19 protein-coding genes and 1 pseudogene are annotated in these 17,875 nt (G+C 46.2%); 9 read left to right on the top strand and 11 right to left on the bottom strand.

Features of this window, described 5'->3' with window-relative positions; all coding sequences use genetic code 11:
- Window positions 1-26: 26 nt before the first annotated feature.
- The 3 genes from QUB56_RS03125 to QUB56_RS03115 form a co-directional block, all read right to left on the bottom strand.
- Window positions 27-2,291, bottom strand: coding sequence for a family 2 encapsulin nanocompartment cargo protein terpene cyclase (locus QUB56_RS03125; protein ID WP_332953061.1), 2,265 nt, complete (start codon window positions 2,289-2,291; stop codon window positions 27-29).
- A 136-nt stretch (window positions 2,292-2,427) separates the two neighbouring features.
- Window positions 2,428-2,868: an NUDIX hydrolase gene (locus QUB56_RS03120; protein ID WP_332953058.1), complete on the bottom strand. Its 441-nt coding sequence runs from the start codon at window positions 2,866-2,868 to the stop codon at window positions 2,428-2,430.
- 227 nt (window positions 2,869-3,095) lie between these two features.
- Entirely contained in the window at window positions 3,096-3,521 is a 426-nt protein-coding gene (locus QUB56_RS03115) for a DNA-binding protein (RefSeq protein ID WP_332953056.1), read from the bottom strand.
- A 144-nt stretch (window positions 3,522-3,665) separates the two neighbouring features.
- On the opposite strand from QUB56_RS03115, the gene folD reads away from it, so the two are divergent.
- The 4 genes and pseudogenes from folD (at window position 3,666) to QUB56_RS03095 (ending at window position 6,557) form a co-directional block, all read left to right on the top strand.
- Window positions 3,666-4,544 carry a bifunctional methylenetetrahydrofolate dehydrogenase/methenyltetrahydrofolate cyclohydrolase FolD gene (gene folD / locus QUB56_RS03110; RefSeq protein WP_332953055.1) on the top strand — a complete coding sequence of 293 codons (879 nt, stop codon included), beginning with the start codon at window positions 3,666-3,668 and terminating at the stop codon, window positions 4,542-4,544.
- Between the two features lie 76 nt (window positions 4,545-4,620).
- Complete coding sequence (locus QUB56_RS03105) at window positions 4,621-5,382, top strand: calcium-binding protein (protein WP_332953052.1); 762 nt, start codon at window positions 4,621-4,623, stop codon at window positions 5,380-5,382.
- A 148-nt stretch (window positions 5,383-5,530) separates the two neighbouring features.
- Window positions 5,531-5,719 (top strand): annotated as a pseudogene (locus QUB56_RS03100) (bifunctional 5,10-methylene-tetrahydrofolate dehydrogenase/5,10-methylene-tetrahydrofolate cyclohydrolase); the annotation flags it as partial.
- A 76-nt stretch (window positions 5,720-5,795) separates the two neighbouring features.
- Complete coding sequence (locus QUB56_RS03095) at window positions 5,796-6,557, top strand: calcium-binding protein (protein WP_332953050.1); 762 nt, start codon at window positions 5,796-5,798, stop codon at window positions 6,555-6,557.
- A gap of 256 nt (window positions 6,558-6,813) precedes the next feature.
- On the opposite strand, the gene QUB56_RS03090 is transcribed toward QUB56_RS03095, so the two are convergent.
- Together QUB56_RS03090 and QUB56_RS03085 are read right to left on the bottom strand one after the other, a co-directional pair.
- Complete coding sequence (locus QUB56_RS03090; protein ID WP_332953048.1) at window positions 6,814-7,587, bottom strand: methyltransferase domain-containing protein; 774 nt, start codon at window positions 7,585-7,587, stop codon at window positions 6,814-6,816.
- Window positions 7,588-7,680: 93 nt separating this feature from the next.
- A complete protein-coding gene (locus tag QUB56_RS03085; RefSeq protein WP_332953046.1) occupies window positions 7,681-8,169 on the bottom strand; it encodes a GNAT family N-acetyltransferase in 489 nt (162 codons plus the stop codon).
- Window positions 8,170-8,279: 110 nt separating this feature from the next.
- Here QUB56_RS03085 and QUB56_RS03080 point away from each other — a divergent pair, with 110 nt between their 5' ends.
- Window positions 8,280-8,663 carry a LysR family transcriptional regulator gene (locus QUB56_RS03080; protein ID WP_332953044.1) on the top strand — a complete coding sequence of 128 codons (384 nt, stop codon included), beginning with the start codon at window positions 8,280-8,282 and terminating at the stop codon, window positions 8,661-8,663.
- An 88-nt stretch (window positions 8,664-8,751) separates the two neighbouring features.
- Here the strand turns inward: QUB56_RS03080 and QUB56_RS03075 are convergent, their stop codons facing one another.
- Window positions 8,752-10,185: a tyrosine-type recombinase/integrase gene (locus QUB56_RS03075; protein ID WP_332953043.1), complete on the bottom strand. Its 1,434-nt coding sequence runs from the start codon at window positions 10,183-10,185 to the stop codon at window positions 8,752-8,754.
- A 98-nt stretch (window positions 10,186-10,283) separates the two neighbouring features.
- Between QUB56_RS03075 and QUB56_RS03070 the strand changes: the two genes are divergently transcribed.
- The 3 genes from QUB56_RS03070 (at window position 10,284) to QUB56_RS03060 (ending at window position 12,448) form a co-directional block, all read left to right on the top strand.
- The gene (locus tag QUB56_RS03070) at window positions 10,284-10,844 is read left to right on the top strand and encodes a LysR family substrate-binding domain-containing protein (RefSeq protein ID WP_332953122.1); all 561 of its coding nucleotides are present in this window, start codon (window positions 10,284-10,286) and stop codon (window positions 10,842-10,844) included.
- A gap of 204 nt (window positions 10,845-11,048) precedes the next feature.
- The gene (gene crtE, locus QUB56_RS03065) at window positions 11,049-11,975 is read left to right on the top strand and encodes a geranylgeranyl diphosphate synthase CrtE (RefSeq protein WP_332953041.1); all 927 of its coding nucleotides are present in this window, start codon (window positions 11,049-11,051) and stop codon (window positions 11,973-11,975) included.
- Between the two features lie 14 nt (window positions 11,976-11,989).
- Window positions 11,990-12,448 (top strand): divergent PAP2 family protein, encoded by a 459-nt coding sequence (locus QUB56_RS03060; protein ID WP_332953040.1) that lies wholly within the window; start codon window positions 11,990-11,992, stop codon window positions 12,446-12,448.
- 60 nt (window positions 12,449-12,508) lie between these two features.
- Here QUB56_RS03060 and QUB56_RS03055 read toward each other — a convergent pair whose 3' ends face one another.
- The 5 genes from QUB56_RS03055 to QUB56_RS03035 form a co-directional block, all read right to left on the bottom strand.
- Window positions 12,509-13,012, bottom strand: coding sequence for a YbjN domain-containing protein (locus tag QUB56_RS03055; protein WP_332953038.1), 504 nt, complete (start codon window positions 13,010-13,012; stop codon window positions 12,509-12,511).
- Between the two features lie 49 nt (window positions 13,013-13,061).
- On the bottom strand, window positions 13,062-14,267 hold the full coding sequence (locus tag QUB56_RS03050) for a transposase (protein WP_332953037.1): 1,206 nt from the start codon (window positions 14,265-14,267) through the stop codon (window positions 13,062-13,064).
- Between the two features lie 880 nt (window positions 14,268-15,147).
- Window positions 15,148-16,050 (bottom strand): ferritin-like domain-containing protein, encoded by a 903-nt coding sequence (locus QUB56_RS03045; protein ID WP_332953035.1) that lies wholly within the window; start codon window positions 16,048-16,050, stop codon window positions 15,148-15,150.
- A gap of 226 nt (window positions 16,051-16,276) precedes the next feature.
- Entirely contained in the window at window positions 16,277-16,459 is a 183-nt protein-coding gene (locus tag QUB56_RS03040; protein WP_332953033.1) for a hypothetical protein, read from the bottom strand.
- A 485-nt stretch (window positions 16,460-16,944) separates the two neighbouring features.
- Entirely contained in the window at window positions 16,945-17,271 is a 327-nt protein-coding gene (locus QUB56_RS03035) for a hypothetical protein (protein WP_332953032.1), read from the bottom strand.
- Window positions 17,272-17,347: 76 nt separating this feature from the next.
- On the opposite strand from QUB56_RS03035, the gene QUB56_RS03030 reads away from it, so the two are divergent.
- Window positions 17,348-17,788 carry a hypothetical protein gene (locus QUB56_RS03030; RefSeq protein WP_332953029.1) on the top strand — a complete coding sequence of 147 codons (441 nt, stop codon included), beginning with the start codon at window positions 17,348-17,350 and terminating at the stop codon, window positions 17,786-17,788.
- Window positions 17,789-17,875 lie beyond the last annotated feature (87 nt).

The raw sequence follows: 17,875 nt of genomic DNA, 5'->3' as shown, positions 1-17,875 counted from the left end.
TTAAGAGTGCGATCTCAATTGCTCGATCAAATATTGACCAAAGGACTTCCAGCACTGACCGAGGAGCTAATACGTGCAGCCGAGGTTCCCAGCCCTGTGGGACCGCGGAGTAGGCGCACTAATGGCGAAGCACTACTACGCAATTCAAATTCCTTATAGCGGTCTACCGTTGTATGCCACCTGACTATGCCGCACATCCAATTTTCTAATTGCTCGACGTATCCGAGCAATTTCTCGCGGGTACTTTGATCCAGGTTGAAATCGTCGAAAAGGGCAGGCAATTCAGTAGCAACAATCTGTTGAAATTGTTGCGCCCGCGCGGTCATTAGATTGTTAACAATCTCGACAGCTTGGGGGATATCGCAGTTGAGGAAATTCTGAACAACCAGCACGCAGTTATGGATTTCACCCTCGAATTCGATTTCTTTCTGGTAGGAAAAGATATCGTTGGTGAAACAAGCAAAGTCGGCAGCAGAATTCTCCAGCGATCGCATTGGTCGGCTGTAGTAAATTTCCATCGGAATCTCGCCGCCCTGGGATAGTCGAGACAGACTCATCGTCAAATCCGAGCCAAAGGTCTTTCGACGCATCTCGATATAATCTATGGGGTCAGGAATCCGATTTTGGGTCTGGTTAGCAAGTTCCCACACCCAACTGTCAGTCATATCCTGAATCGCGCGGCGGAACTCAGTCCGGGCTGTGGGGGACATCGGACCAGCGGTGCGAGACCAAATATCTGCCAAGCCCCGTTCCACCGGATTAGTCGGTATGGCGGGGGGAGAGGAGTCGTCGAGAGGCATAAACGCCCCTAGTCTGGCGTTGAACACTTTTGCACCAGCCATATCGCGATTATTCCCGTAGATTGCTGGGAAGTAATCGTCGGCATAGGTTCCCCACACCAGCCAGCACGCTGTCAGATTCAGCTCATCAGCAGACCCTTTGGGATGGATCAACGCACCGCATAATGCCACGTCGGCAGCATCGAACTTGTGGTCATTCCAGATGAAGGCATCAGGAATGCCCGGTAGCGAGTCCAGCATCCCCATCCGGCGCGCCCATTCCTTGGAATGGTTCCGGGCCTGAGCCAGATTGGGATTCAAACTGGTAGAGAAGGGCATATAAAACTTTGGTAGTTTTACCGGCCCTACAGCCTGGTATGGAACGTGAGTGAAGCTCTTAAACCTTCCCAAACCCAAGGTGGTATACAACGATCCAATCCGCGCCGCCGATGTGCCTAGCCCTGTGGGCCCACCCAAAAATAGTGTGGCTGTCGGAGAATTGTCCGCTTCCTTGTTCATGTAGCGGCTCGACCTCATGTGCCACTCGTGGCCGCCGGACTGCCAGTCCTGAAGTCCTTTGACGTATAACATCACGCTCATGCGGGCCGCTGGGTCTAGTCCGTGCTCCTCAAACAGGGGAGGCAACTCTGTGATGGCAGTGTTATCAAACTGGTACAACCGCGAGCTGAGCATTTCGTTGGTGAGGTTGGCCGCCTCTTGGGTACTCACCTTCAGGAAGCGCTCCAAGACCAACACGCAGTTGGCGTTCTCGCCTTCATCTTCCACTTCTCTCTGGTAGGAGAACAGGTCGTTGCGAAGGTGAACTGCATCGGCAAATGTGTCTTTGAGTACGCGCATTGGCCGTGTGGCGGCAATTGTAGCCGGAACCTCTACAAATACCGCGTGTTCGACGAGATCCGCTGACCACGGTGCGCCGCCAACCTTGCGGCGCATCTCGATGTATTCAATGGGGTTGGAGACCCGATTCTGGTTGATATTGGCGAGTTCCCACAAAGACTCTTCCAGGAGGTTCTTGGTACTCTGGGAAAACCGAAGCCGCCAGTCCACCGACTTAGTAAACGCAGTCCGAGACCAGAGGTCGGCCAAGCCGCGTTCCACCGGGTTGGTGGGAGGGGGAAAGGTTTCGGTGGGGTGTATCGGCATAAACGCCCGCAGTCGGTGAAGGTAGTGCTTGGCACCCTTCATGTCTTTGGTTCGCTTATAGATTTCCAGGAAGTGGTCGTCGAAGAAAAATACCCAGACATACCAGTCGGTGATTAGGTCAAGCTCTGGGCTTGGTGCATCTGGATGGGTATAGGAACAAAGCAATGCGTAGTCGTGGGAGTCAAATTTGTGTTCATCCCAGATAGGCTCGCCTTGCGCTTCTTCTGCTGAGTCAAGTATCCCCATCTGGTAGGCCCACGCCTTGGAATGGACTCGCGCGGCTTCCAGGTTTGGGTTGAGCCGCGCGGGCCAAGGCATATAAAATTCGGGCAGTTTAAAGGGTTGCATTATCTGCGCATCACCTTCTTTTGACTCTTCTTGCTATTTTTTGCCTACCAACGACTGAGGTGTGGCTAAAGTGGCGAGAATGCTCGCCACTTTAGCCAGGTTTGATATGTAGTTGGTTGGCGGACTCTACTTTACGCTATTTCCTATCGACGCTAGCGATCGAGTCAATAAAACTTAACAAAATACGTCGGTGAGGAATACCAAAAGGTCGCACATCTCTTGAGACCTCTGAATAGCATTTGCCGGCCCGAATATCAGACGGCGCCAACAACTTCATATCCCAACCTTCCAGCAAAGTTAAATCATTGACATCCGCACTAAGTTGTGCATAAAAAACGTGGCGAACAACATCTGCTTCTGTATCGCAACAAAAAAAAGAGACCGTTGCAGGAGCATAACTAATTTCTTCTTTCAATTCGCGCAAAACAGCCACTTCCGGCGTTTCTCCCGGTTCCAAGTGTCCGCCAAACAAAGCCCAATGTCCGGGATACCTGATATTAGGAATATCGTCCCGCAACTGGCAAAGAAACTTGCCGTCTCGGTACAAAATCGCGATCGCAACGTGAATTTTAGTCATCAGGGAGGAAGAATAAAGAGGGGAGAAGTTTGTGTAGTAGGGGCAGGTTTGCCCTCATCTGTAATATAAACAAAAGAGCCGATAAACCAGCCCCGACCGCGATATTATAGTCTATAAACTTTCCGAATAAATAAACACAACCACAGCGCTTTGGCGCAAGTATAAACCTTTGATTTTTAGGAAATTGACGTACTTAATTAGTGAAAAAATTAGCAGATTCCTATTTTTTATTTATTGACCGCTGGAGTGCGTTTTAATTGTTCCATTTCCTCAACATAAACTTCACCTAAATCCTTTCCTGCCAATTCCTTCAGAGTAATACTCTTGTAGCGGACTTCTCCCTTGAGCAACACTTCATCGCCAAGCTGGGGCAAAGCTTGGTTAGTTAAAACCCAAATAGCACCCGTACCGTCTTGAAGTTGATAAGCCGCATTCCCCACAAACGGAGCGCGATTTTCCACCTTTCCCCGGAGATAAACTTCACCATCGACTTGCCGCTTTTTTTGAATGTCGCCAATGCTAGCCACATTAAAGCCAAGATTGAGTTGAGACATGGGTAAATTGCCACAACTGAAAAAACCGCTGGCGAGGACTAGCGACAAAGAGCCGGTGCAGAATCTTTGAAACCAAACTTGCTTAATTGCAGTAGTCATTGGTCAAATGATTAGAGATTTGAGATACGACTTACTTTAACAGAATCCAAAGAATCGATCGCAGGTAAGAAATTTCTCTAGTGTAGTCCTTGGCGGGGATTAAGCTAAAATCTAAAGTCGTCCGCCCCTAACCCAGAGTCTACAATGGATGCCAAAACTGCTCAAATACTAGATGGCAAAGCTTTAGCGACAAAAATTCAAAGCGAGCTGAGCGATCGAGTCCGCGCCTTACAACCCCAAAAGGGGCGTCCTCCGGGACTTGCGGTGCTGATGGTAGGGGACAACCCGGCCAGCGCAGCCTATGTTCGCAATAAAGAGCGAGCCTGCGCTAAGGTTGGCATAGCTTCCTTCGGCCAGCATTACCCCGCAAACGTTACTCAAGCCGAACTAGAACTTGCAATTGGGGCACTCAACGAGGACGATCGAGTAGATGGCATTTTAGTGCAATTACCGCTACCAGAACACTTAGATGCAATTTCGTTGCTGTACCAAATTGCCCCCGACAAAGATGCTGACGGACTTCACCCTGTAAATTTAGGCCGTCTCGTGCGCGGGGAGGAAGGTTTGCGGAGTTGTACTCCCGCCGGAGTGATGCGGTTATTGCAGGAATACCAGATTGATTTAAAAGGAAAAAATGCCGTAGTTTTGGGCCGGAGTATTTTGGTAGGTAAACCGATGGCGCTGATGCTGTTAGAAGCCGATTGTACTGTTACTGTAGCTCATTCGCGGACGCAAAACTTAGAATCGATTACCAATCAAGCCGATATTTTAATAGCCGCCGTCGGCCGCACAGAAATGATTACAGCTAATATGGTCAAACCCGGATCGGTAGTAATTGATGTCGGTATTAACCGCGTCGTCAATCCAGACGGTACGAGCCGTTTGGCCGGAGATGTTGACTTTGATGCTGTTAAAAAAGTAGCCGAATTTATCACGCCGGTGCCGGGAGGAATCGGGCCGATGACTGTTGCTATGCTTTTGGAAAATACCGTTTCGAGTTATATTGAATACGGTTCTAATTGAATTATGACCCACTTGTGAGTTAGTATTGGCTCAATTAGTAGGGTTAGTAATCAACCAACACACAAAGATTTTAGCTATGGCTTTAAAACCCGATCCCTCAGGGATAGTGCGCTTAATTGGCGACAACACCTCGGAATTAATTGTACTTTCTCCTGGAACTCTAACTAATTTCCCTTTAGGAGCTTGGTTACTCGATGGCGACGATACAGTATATGGCTTAGGGGGTAGCGAGTTAATCCTGGGAAATGAAGGGGAAGATATTCTCGTAGGTTTTGACGGCAATGATTCTTTATTTGGGGGAAAAGGAAGAGATGGCCTGTATGGAACTTTTGGAAATGACTGCCTCAGTGGTGGTCTAGATGCTGATTATCTTGGTGGACAAGCTGGCGATGATATTTTATTTGGGGGTAGAGGCAATGATGTTTTAGACGGTGGAGAGGGGAATAACACTCTAGTTGGCGGCTTGGGCAGAGACTTCTTAAGTTGTCAGTTTGGCAATAATTTATGCGTTCTGGGAATAGATCCTGCAAATACAGATATCAATTCTAGTGATCTGATCGGAGGTTTTGATCTTGATTTAGATCGCATTGGATTAGCGAGTGACTTAACGGTCAATGATATAGTGTTGGAGCAGGTACAGGATGTGACACTAACATTGAGGCGAGATTTGCCACAAGTTATACTACAATCCCTCCCTCCAAATGAGGTCAGCGAATTCAGCGGCTCTGCTTCAGGAACTCTAATCAGAGTTAGGAATTCTAACGCGATTTTAGGTTTTGTAGAGGGTGTAACGCCTAATGAACTACAAAGCAGGATTGTTTCCGTTCAGAGTTTCTAATTTCAGGACAATCAGTGGTTGCCTGACAAACTTATCATATTGTTAGCCACAAATTAACTCCTGATGTTTACAGGAATTACGCAAAAACGCTAGTAGTAGGGTGCAAAATTCGCACCTTAATACTATGGGTTGTGTAAAAATTGACTATATTGATGTCGGTATTAGCCGCGTCGTCAATCCAGACGGTACGAGTCGTTTAACGGGAGAGGTGGACTTTGATGCTGTTAAAAAAGTAGCCGAATTTATCGCGCCGGTGCCGGGAGGAATCGGGCCGATGACTGTCGCTATGCTTTTGGAAAATACGGTTTCGAGTTATATTGAATACGGTTCTAATTGAATAGGAACCAACTTTTGAGCCAGTATTGGCTCAATTAGTAGGGTTAGTAATCAACCAACACACAAAGATTTTAGCTATGGCTTTAAAACCCGATCCGTCAGGGATAGTGCGCTTAATTGGCGACAACACCTCGGAATTCATTCAACTTTCTCCTGAAGCTCTAACCAACTTCCCTTTAGGAGCTTGGGCGCTCGATGGGAACGATACAGTAGATGGCTCAGGGGCTAACGAGTTAATCCTGGGAAATGAAGGGGAAGATTTTCTCAGAGGTTTTGCAGGCAACGATTCTGTATTTGGGGGAAAAGGAAGAGATTTGCTGTCTGGAGCTGATGGAAATGACTTCCTCAGCGGTGGTCTAGAGGCTGATTTCCTTTTTGGAGAAGCTGGCGATGATATTTTATTTGGGGGTAGAGGCGATGATGTTTTAGCCGGCGAAGATGGGAATAACACTCTGGTTGGCGGCTTGGGCAGAGACTTCTTATATTGTGAGTTGGGCAATAATTTATGCGTTCTGGGAATAGACCCTGGTACTACAGATATCAATTCTAGTGAGGCGATTGGAGGTTTTGATCCTGATTTCGATCGCATTGGATTAGCGAGTAGCTTAACGGTAAATGATATAGTGTTGGAGTCGGTAGAGGATGTGACATTCACATATAGGTTCGATGGGCCGCAAGCTTTTCTACAATTATTCCCTCCAGAGGCGGTCAGCGGAATTAGCGGACTTTCTTCAGGAACTGTAATCAAAGTCAGGAATTCTAATGCGATTTTAGGTTTTGTAGAGGATGTAACCCCTAATGAACTACAAAGCAGGATTGTTTCCGTTCAGGGTTTCTAAGTTCACGGCAATCACTGGTGGTCTGACAAAATTATCATTTTGTTACCCACAAATTAACTCCTGATGTTTACAGGACTTACGCAGAAACGCTAGTAGTAAGGTGCGAAATTCGCACCTTACTACTATGGGTTGTGTAAAAATTGACTGTGCAGCCTAAGTCCTGTAAAATTATTTATTCTTTGAGTCCGCTTGGAGTGGACGAAAGTTGGTGTAGTAGGGCTTTCAAGATCCGATCGCAATCACTAATCACTAAGATTTAGCGTGAGGAATTTTTGACAGCAACAACGCGAATTCGGCGATAATCTGCAATCCAATTACCATCGCGGTACAGCGCCGATCGCAAACGCTCTTCAACGGAGTTAATTACCTGCGATCGCACATTATCAGACAGCCCCGACAAAAACCCGCCAGCAAACATTTCAATCCAATTTACCATACCCGCGCTGCCACCTTCTAGGGGAGTCGGGCGATCGAACAAAACCGCATAACCGACATCAAATCCCTGCTTTTCCAAAAGCCCAGCATACTCGCCAATACTCGGAAAATACCAAGGATTAAGCGCTTCAGGCTCAAGCGGACTAATTTCTGACAAAACACTCAAAAGTGCGCGGACGATCGCCCCCACGTTCCCCTTACCGCCAAACTCAGCCACAAAACGCCCTCCCGGCTTCAGGGCTTTTTCCACACAATTAATCACAGCTTCCGGCGGTTTAATCCAGTGCAAAACCGCATTAGAAAACACAGCATCTAACGGCTCTTCTACTTGAAAAGTCCTCGCATCTGCGACAGAAAAGTTAATGTGAGGATAGTTAACTTTTGCCGCAGAAATCATCGACAAAGAGGAATCAACACCTTGCACAAAAGCACCCGTTTGAGCAATCTTTTCAGTTAACTGTCCGGTACCGCAGCCCAAATCCAGAATTTGTTCATCAGCCTGCGGAGCGAGTAACTCCACAATTGATTCACCGTACTGCCAAACAAAAGCATGATTTTTCTCATAAAGGGCAGAATTCCAAAAATCTTGTGACATCTCTTCTCCTCTTTTCTCTTCTTTTCTCATATCTTCGCGTTTTAGCGCTAACGCGCCGCTTCGCTAACGCGCCGAAAGCAGTTCGTTATTAAATTATTTCCCAGCAAGCAGACCAATTCCATCCCCCTCAATACGGCAAACCCTAATATTTTCCAAAATCCGCGCTCCCTGCTTTTCATAAAAAGCAATTCCCGGCGCATTAGCAGTATTAACAGTCCATTCTATACGCCCGCAATTTGTTGACTCAGCAATTTGTGCCAAATACTTTAACAGCGCTGTACCGACTCCCATACCGCGCAGAGGAGCTTGCACAAATAAATCATCAAGCCAAAGACACGGCTGCGTCAATAAACTTGAATAGGAGGAATAAAAAAGAGCAAATCCTACCGCTTTCCCCCCAACTTCCGCCAACAAAGCCCGCACTAGCAGAGGCTGGCAAAATAACGTTTGCTGCAATTTATCTGCTGTGGCGGTCAACAATTCTTTAGATCCATCAAACTCGCTTTTTTGCGAAATAAAATCTAGGATTAATTCCAAATCTGCCAGCTCTGCTTCTCTAATTTTGATATCCACATTAGCCATTGTTCAATCCTCAACTTCGCCTATTAATCACTGTATGAAATATCATCACCAATGTCCAATATATGTTTAACTAACCACTTATACTTTTAAAATATCAATCGTGGGGACTTATGGAACTTCGGCATTTGCGTTATTTCATTGCAGTTGCAGAGGAACTGAATTTCACTCGCGCAGCCGAAAGACTGCATATTGCCCAACCTCCCCTGAGCCAACAAATCCAGCATTTAGAGGCAGAGTTGGGGTTTCAACTGTTTCGCCGCACCAAGCGGACGGTGCATTTAACGGCAGCGGGACAGGTTTTTTTCGAGGAGGCCGGGAAAATTCTGCAGCAAGTCGATCGAGCAATTCAACTCGGCCGACAAACCAGTCGGGGCGAACTCGGCCAACTGACGATCGGCTTTGTGAGTTCCTCCGCCCACAACGTGGTTCCAGCGATTTTGCAGGCGTTTCGCACTCGGTGTCCCGCCGTTAAGCTGGAACTGCAGATGATGTGAGCGAAAATCTTCTCCTTCAGGAGCTGGGCGATCGCCAACAAAAAAAAACCGCCCTTTTTAGGGGGCGGTCGGTAGGGTGAGGGGGTGGTTAGACTTCTACGATTCCTGTTTTCTCACTTACTCCTAGATAGTGTCTGAGAATCACATCTACACTGTTACCGCAAGCGGTAGCAATGTAGAGCAATGCGTTATTGTCGTGCTTGTTTGCGTGTGCTGTGAGGGTAATGTAAGTGTGACGGGTGTGGTACTGGGGTAGATAACCTGATATTTTACCTTCATCAGCTAGTTGTCGAACAATACCGGGATAGTAATATTCAATCTCAGTGCCGTCACTTAATATTCTAGGATGTTTACTACCTAACCATTTTTTACCAATACTAGATTGGCTGTGATATTTACCCGTCTTGCTAGGAAAAACTAGGTTGTTAGAACTTTTGTCTTTCAAGTTTAGTAACAAATCTTTTAACCGAGAATTGTTACTAAAGTAAAAAAATCTCACTTCTCCTGTTTTGGTTTCCTTGATTTTTTTTGTTGTCACACCCAGTGACTTGCTAAAGCGAATCAGGTTTCTTTCAAAATCAACATCCTTCCACGTAAGTGCTAAAGCTTCAGAAGTTCTGCATCCCGTTAAAAAGTAAAACTCAATCAATGGTGCATATTGATTTATTCCCGTTTGACTGGACTCATAAAAAGCCTTGACAATGATGTCGCGTTCCTCTTTAGTGAAAGCACGTCGGTCATTTTCAAGTTCTTTCTCGTCTAACACTTCGTGCCATTCTTTTTCCTCTCCGTTTACTATTTTGCTAGCGTACTTTTGCTGTGTCGTAACAGCAGGTGTGCTGAAATTATCAAGGACAAAAGGATTTTCGGTAGTCGGATTTACCAGCATCCCCTTAGTTTTACAAAACTCAAAAGCTCGATTTAATTCATTCAGAAAGTACGTTTTACGGTAAATTTTTATCGCTTTTACAGCTATCAAAATCTCGGCTTTATTGTCTAATCGGATGGTTGATAAATTTACTTCTGATTGAAAGTGTTTACCAGTTTTTCGATGCCAAACTTTACCATGTAAAGCATTAGACATCATTTTGAAAGCATCCTTAAACGTAGTTTCCTCGACCACAGTTTTTTTCCATTCTAGGTAAGCTTCCCACATTTCCCCTGCAGTGATTTCAGGTTCTGGTTGTTTAGCACCTGGTAGTTGGAGTACATCAGCGAGTTTGGAATATTTACCTCCCCCCAATCCATATTTAGCGAGGGTTGGGTCAAACAACTTTTCCCATTCTGGGTGGTCAAGGTCGGCTTCAAGCGCGATCGCTAATTGGGCAGCTCGCTTCCAGTCCTCGGGGTTGTCCTTGTAGCCATATTTACCTATCCCTAGGCACTTGGGCTTACCGTTAAGTGATTTACCGTCCAACTGTTCCCACAAAGGGTTATGACGCTTAGGGAAGCGCAAGGCAAGGGAGCCTTTGTCAGAATACACGGTTACATCACAAGATTGGGGACGCTTATCGGCTCTCATCGTTGTTTCTCCTGAAACTATTGATTTATCAAGGTTCTGGGTTTTCTAGACATTTTCTAGACTTTTGCTCTAGCCTGTATATCCTGGCTTAGCCACCTATTATAGGCGCCTATGTTTGGAAACAGTCTAGCATATTTGTCGTTAATAGCAAACAACTGACGACAAACAAACAGTTGCAGCGGCTGCGGTTCGGGCAAATTGATATCGGCTTCGTGCGGCCTCCGGTTGAGGAAGACGGGATAAATTCTGAAATCATTTTTCGAGAACCGCTGATCGTGGCACTGCCAGTAACGCATCATTTGGCCTCCCGCACGCATCTTGAATTACGCGAACTTTCCACGGAACCCTTCATCCTATTTCCCCGTTCCCTGGCTCCGGGGTTGTACGATCCGATCGTCAGTCTTTGCCAGCAAGCAGGTTTTAGCCCGATCGCGGCTCAAGAAGCAATTCAAATGCAAACCATTGTGAGTCTGGTAGCCGCCGAGATGGGAGTGGCGATCGTCCCGGCGTCGATGCAAAATTTCCAGCGCAGCGGGGTTGTTTACAAAGCGTTACCAGAATCAACTTGCATTGTGGCGATCGCTCTAATTTGGCGCAGCGATCCAACGGCTGCGGTGCAACGGTTTTTGGAAGTCGCCAGACTGCTGCAGGGGATTTGAGAAAAGAGAAAAGAGATTGTAGATTTGAGATTGACTGGTAATTTGACAAAGTTATTAAAACTCAAAGATTTTCTGTGCAACAACACCCGTAGAATGATTAATTGATGCTCGGAGTTCGAGCAACTACCGCCGTAAAAGTCGGCACGATCCGACCCCAACGGCTCAGAATATCCCACGTAATTATTCAGTACAAGAGAGCAAGGGATGGTATTGGCAACAGAAATGGGTTCGTCCCAACCGGAATCCTCTTTCGACCTATCTACTTATCTAGCCAAGCGAAAAGAGGCGATCGAGGTAGCTCTCGACAGTGCAGTGCCGGTCATCTACCCAGAGAAAATCTACGAAGCAATGCGCTACTCGCTGCTAGCGGGGGGCAAGCGCCTGCGTCCGATCCTGTGTCTCGCTAGCTGCGAACTCGCCGGTGGCACTACATCTATGGCAATGCCCACAGCTTGCGCTTTGGAAATGATTCACACCATGTCGCTGATCCACGACGATTTGCCGGCAATGGACAATGACGACTACCGGCGCGGCAAACTGACGAACCACAAAGTCTACGGCGAGGATATCGCCATTTTGGCTGGCGATGCTTTGCTAACCTATGCTTTTGAATTTATCGCCACTAAAACTGAGAACGTACCTCCTCAGCAGGTGTTGCAGACGATCGCCCATGTGGGTCGCGCTGCCGGGGCTGGTGGACTCATAGGCGGTCAGGTGGTTGACGTGGAATCGGAAGGAAAGACAGATGTTTCTCTGGAAACTTTGAATTACATTCACGCTCACAAAACAGGCGCGCTGTTAGAAGCCTGCGTAGTTTGTGGGGCAATTCTGGCATCTGCATCTGAGGCCGATTTGCAGCGGCTGTCTCGTTTCGCTAAAAATATTGGGTTGGCTTTCCAGATAATTGACGACATTCTGGATATTACTGCTACCCAAGAAGAACTGGGCAAAACTGCTGGCAAAGATGTTCAAGCCGGAAAAGTAACTTATCCGAGTTTGTGGGGAATAGAGGAGTCTCGGCGCCAAGCTTCGCAGCTTGTTGCTGAGGCTAAGGCTCAATTGGCAGTGTTTGGGAGCAAAGCTCTACCGCTGCTGGCAATCGCCGATTTTATTACCAGCCGCAGTAACTAGAAATACCAAACACTATGCAGGAAATTTGCAGCGGCATCTTAAACAATCATGTACTCGTGGTTGCTTTGATCGCTTGTCTGGCGGCTCAGATCATGAAGCTGCCGATCGAGTTGGTCAAAAATCGCAAGTTTAATCTTCGGTATTTGGTAACAACGGGGGGAATGCCCAGCGCTCACTCGTCTTTTGTGGGCGCTTTGGCTGCTGGAGTGGGACAAACGATGGGATGGGAAAGTCCGGACTTTGCGATCGCTGCGATCTTTGCAATTATTGTGATGTACGACGCAGCAGGGGTCCGCCAAGCAGCAGGCAAGCAAGCTCGCATCCTCAACCAAATTATTGACGAGTTTTTTGAGGAAGATCACAACCTTAATGAGGCTCGCCTAAAAGAGTTGCTGGGACACACTCCTTTTCAAGTGCTTGTCGGTTTGGGGCTGGGAATTACTATTGCTTGGATCGCAGGGCCTGCATATTAGTTAACAGTTAACTGTTGACTGTTAATTGTTGACTGTTAACTGTTAACTAATAACTAATGACTACTGACCGAATTCTGCTTGCAGCAGGTCGTCGTTGTCATCGGCGATGGTGGCGACAATAGTAATAACTCGAGAAATTTCCCCGGCCGAGATTTCGGCGATCGTCCGAGTCGATATGACCGCAACTTGATTGTCAACAATGGCAAAATGAGATTCCAAAGTAGACAGCCAATTCATTTCTAGGATTTTCCGCATTAATTGAGCTTCATTCTTCGCGGGCAACTGCAGTACAAAAGCCCAAACTGTCAAAGTATCATCTTCGGTTTCGCCGCTGAGTTGCACGAACACTTCAACACTGCCGTACTTAAACTTCCAAAGATGTCCGCCAGCTTCATTTTGACCGACCATCACTTTTTGGTCTACAGCCATGCTGGCGATGACAGTTTCAATTTCTTCTGCATAGGTGACGGCTGTAGCTTTTTCGACCTGCTCGGAGGCGATCGCGCTTTCACTCGATTGGCTTTCTGTGGAAGCTGTTTGTATGTTCGGCTCGCTGGTAGTCATGATTATGATTATATTTAGACGGAAAACTATTCCATTGACACTCCCCGGTCTAAAGACGCGGGGATTCTACATTCATCGACAAAACTTGCTCAACCAGGGTTGCCCCAAGTAGAGTAGCGGTTCCATCTCCTGTAGCGTTAATTCGGCTGTGTCCCAACCTATTTTTACCTAAATTGAAAATATTTATTGCTGCATTTGTATCTCTCTGTAACTCACATCCACAACTACATTTATGGGTGCGAGTTGACAAAGTTTTCTTAACTATTGCACCACAATCACTGCATTTTTGTGATGTGTAATGAGGTGGAACCGCAACAGCCCAGCTACCAAATTTAACAGCAAAATATTCTAACCATTGACGGAAAGCAGCCCAAGCTACATCATTTATAGACTTGGCAAGGCAATGATTTTTTACCAGGTTCTTAACATTTAAATCTTCATAGACTACTAAGGCGTTAGCCTTGCACACGTTACGCGCAACTCTTTTTGCGTGTTCACTCCGTTGTCTATTTACTCTTAAATGTTTTCGAGCGTATCTGGCCCGTGCTTTTCGTCGTTGGTTCCTACCTTTCTCCTTTTTGTAAATCTGTTTTTGAGCGTATTTAATCGCTTTTTCTGCTTTCTTTAAAAACCGTGGATTAGGTTCGTGGTATCCATTAGAATCAGAATAGAAATACTCTAGTCCAACGTCTAAGCCAATTTCACCGTCAGCTATTCTAGGTTCTGATTGAACTTCTATAGCCAAGCAAAATTGAACATAAAAACCATCAGCCCGTTTAAGGATTCGGACTCTTTTGATAGATTTTACGGAATATGTATGAATATCCCATTTCCCCAACAATTTAACTTCACCAATACCTTTTTTGTCGGTAAAAGTGATACGCCGCTTGGTTGAATGAAGCGACCAACCGCTAGTTTTATATTCCACTGAGCGGTTATCTTTCTGAAACCTCGGAAAACCTTTTTTCCCTGGTTTTTGGGATTGACAATTGCTGTAAAACCTATCAATAGCTATCCAGGCTCTTTCAGTGGCAGACTGACACGCCATTGAATTGAGTTCTTCTACAAACTTAAATTCTTTTCGCAATGCTGTAGAGTAATTATTCAAAGCTATCTTATTTATCTTGGCTTCTTTGGGCGCATCCATCCAATAGCGTATAGCCTTGTTTCTGATGAACTGAGTAGTTCTAATAGCTTCATTAATAGCTAATTTTTGCTTTTTGCTAACTACTGCTTTGTACTCTAATACCAGCATTGCATTATCACCTCCTTGGTAATTTATCCTGTTAACTGCTATAGTAACATGATTGTATAGCCATTGTGAGGCATTAATGAAGAACAAAATATCAAATATTAGGCTGACCCAAAAGCGTTACTATAAGTTACTCTTATTGTCTGCTCAATCAGATAGAACTATTAGCAGTCTCGTGGATGAATGGATAGATTCTTTGCATGAACCACAAAAAGAAAACTTCACGGCAGGGTAAACCCTGCGGAGTGGCTTTCATCCCTGGCCTGAAGCCACAGGGTTTTCAGCCTACTTTTTTATAATCAGTTTACTTCCTATTTAGGACTTACAAAAATAGTCCTGGACGCACAAAAACCTTCATAAACCGGGTTTCTTGGCAAAAACCGATCGTGAAAAAGCCCCTCCCAGACAAAAAACCCTGTCAAAAATAGTCCTGGACCCACAAAAACCTTCATAAACCGGGCTTCTTGGCAAAAACCGATCGTGAAAAAGCCCCTCCCAGGCCAAAAACCCTGTTTCGGATACCTCATGGGTAAGTTCCCTGAGAACGAGTAGAACACCGGAGGCAGAGCCATTGGATCTGCCTTACCAGTCCGAGCCTGAGAACCGACGTCCAGAGGCTCTGTCTCGCTTGTCGCTGGTTTCCGGTGGCAACACGGGAGGCTCTTCCTCCGGAGCTGCCAAGGCTAGAGTATGGTAACGAGTAGAATACCATTAAGTCTTCTACTCGTTAAGCTATTTGGCATTTAAATTGAAGCTCGATCGCGGGTTCTCCTGCCCGCGCCACAAGAGTTTAAGAAACAGTAGCTGACAAATTAAATGCGCGAGGGCTTACTTCCGGCAAGAGCCTGGGAACCCATCTCCAGAGTCCCAGCCTCGCTTCTGTTTAAGCCTTGGGCTTAGTCGCCGGCTTCTTCTCAATGGTATTCAAGCCGTTGAGGAACATGGGCACAAATTTCTCCATAAATGCCTGCGGGTCGCGGTTCCAGGCCCGCTGAGCTACCTCGACTCTGGTCATTTGCAGGTCGGGGGCCAGCAGGGTTCTGGGCAAGCGTTCCATTAGGTATTGCGGGCGTTCCCACATCGGCATGGTGTTGGCAATATCCACGAGGCGGGTGACGCGGCGGAGTTCTGCCCCCAGCATGATATCCATTCCCGATTCAAAAGCTGCTTGTTCGATCGCCACATACTTGCGCTTTGCCTGTTCCACCTTCTGGCGGTGTTCCGGGCTTTTGTCGGCGATTTGGGCCAGCCAGCGGTTGCCCCAGCGGACGTGACCAGCTTCTTCGGGAAAAATCTTTTCGATTGTTTCGCGGATTTTGACGTTTTCTGCAGTTTGGGGAGCCTGTTTGAGGGCGTGGATGTGGGCTGAGAAGTATTCGCAGCCCCGCTTCTCGGTGACGTTAATCGCCGCGAGGGAAGAAATTACAAAGTCTTCGCGGTCTGTGGCGGGGTCTTTTTGCTCGCTGTCGAGCAACCTTTCAAATTCGTCAATGTAGGAGACTCCCGGCGGCGTTCCCACATTTTGGCCGATGTCTACCAGCAAGTCGGTGAGCCACATAGCGTGTCGCGCTTCGTCGGAAATGTGCCGGGAGAGGTCGCGCACGAGTTCGGCCGGTTCGCCGTCTAGCCGTTCGATCAAGTCGGTGAGGTCTTTGCAACTGCGCTGTTCGCTGTAGCGGTAGCGGTTGAGGGTGATCAGGTGAATTTCGCGATCGCGCACTATTTGAGATAAAATTTCGCGCGCTCCCATTGCGTTGCGCAGCTTGCGGGGATAGGCAACAGTCATACTTTTATGTTGTTTTGTAAAGATACTTGTATAAGTGTAACGCAGTTTTTCGGCTTCCTAATTCACTCGCAAGGTAGAAGTTTTTTGTATCGGAGGATTGAACCCTAGGGCAAATTTAGTCGTGGACGCACGGGTGGTCAGAAAGCGGTTTTTTTTGCCAGCGAGGTTAATTTTAATTAACCACATCCTAACATCCACTTGATACCCCCTTCTACAAACAACAAAATTACCCAAAAAATCCCAAAGTATGAAAATCTAGTGTTAGCTGAAGAAAAGTAAAAATTTCCCCTGTTATTAATCCTACCCATGACAACCCTGCTAACATGGTTGATGCTATTAAATAAATTTCCACAATCATCCCGCCAGTAATTACGATAAGTAATCCAATTAAAATCGCTAAAACTATCATTTATATCCCCTTAGTGTCAGGGCAAAATGAAGCTCGATCGATCGGCTTTTTGCCGAAAATTAGGGTGAGAAATAAAAGCGAAACTTGGGGTCAATAATCTGCATTAGTTTTCCTTAAACTAAATTCCCGCCTCTGTGGGGATCTGGGGAAAGTAATTGAATGGAAACATCCCTTCAACCAGGTTTTGATTCAACTAATTTCTCCCCTCTGTGGGGATGAGTCAGGATCTGATTAAAACCCCTACACAGCAACTTGTCTATAGACAATTTCCAAGACTCAGGAAAACCCACAAAAAAAACCTAGATCACTCCCCAGACTAAAGATATGAAGCCGATACACACCAATGCTGCGAGGCTCCCGAATAAAACTGTAAATCCTGATTTATCCGACAATTATGTTTTGTTTTCAGATATTTTATGCTAAAAAATGTCCTCGATAGCGGAACATTTTAATGAAATTTGGCGGATGAACTTTAACTGTCATAGTTAGAGTCTCTCTTCGGTTGAAGTTTGAATGCCCAGCAGTACCCGTTCTAGCTCCAGGTAAACAAATGTCAGCATGATTACTTGATATTCATCGGTGATTGTAACACTACAGGTGGCCGATCGCGGTTCAACTCCTTCGTGCCTGACAACTACAGAATATTTTCCTTTCTTTAGGTTATCAAAATTCACATCTGCCTCAAACAGGTCAACTGTCTCCTCGGCCAGCACTCGTCCTTCTTGAGTTAGTAAAGTCACAAACGCAATGCCGTCAACTGAAGTCATGGCGACCTTACTCTGATTGCGGATCATCACAAAAATATCGGACATCGTTTGGTCATTGATAATTGCTAATTGCTAATTTAGAATGAGTGCAGAATTTCACAAAAAAAGGAGCATAAATACGGTGAATCATTTCAAATTTTTGCTAAGTTTGGCTGTGAGTGCAGCGGTTCTAGGTTGGGGAAAAAGTGGGGCGCTAGCTATTGTGTGGAATATCTCTGAGACTCAGCCTTGTTTGCAGCTTCACCGCGGGCGGGTTGCTCAAAGGGGCGATCGCAATTTAAGCAACTCGAAAGGTACATTAAAAGAAGGCAGTGCCATCTCTGTCGATCCTGATGATGTGGTTGGCATACCAAAAGCTGAGGCGCGGCGGGGTTTCATTCTCAATAAGATATATCGGGTTGAGGAAGGCACTACCCCTGACGATTTGTTTATTATTGATGAGAAAGCAAATAAATGGGCTGTAGAGGATGTCTCTGAGGCTACAATGGGCGCTACTACTAACAGCGTTGCCCAGATAGTGTCGGGTAACGGGAGAGTCTGGGCGCTGATCCAGAAGTTCTAAACTAGAAAAAAACGCCGCTTTTAAGGGCGGCGTTCTTATCAATTAAAAATCAAAAGTTAAAAAGGGTGATTATACCATTTTTAACTT

The organism is Microcoleus sp. AR_TQ3_B6 (assembly GCF_036702785.1).
Lineage (GTDB): Bacteria > Cyanobacteriota > Cyanobacteriia > Cyanobacteriales > Microcoleaceae > Microcoleus.
Note: the sequence above shows the minus strand (reverse complement) of the source record. Positions and strands in the feature narration are given on the sequence as shown.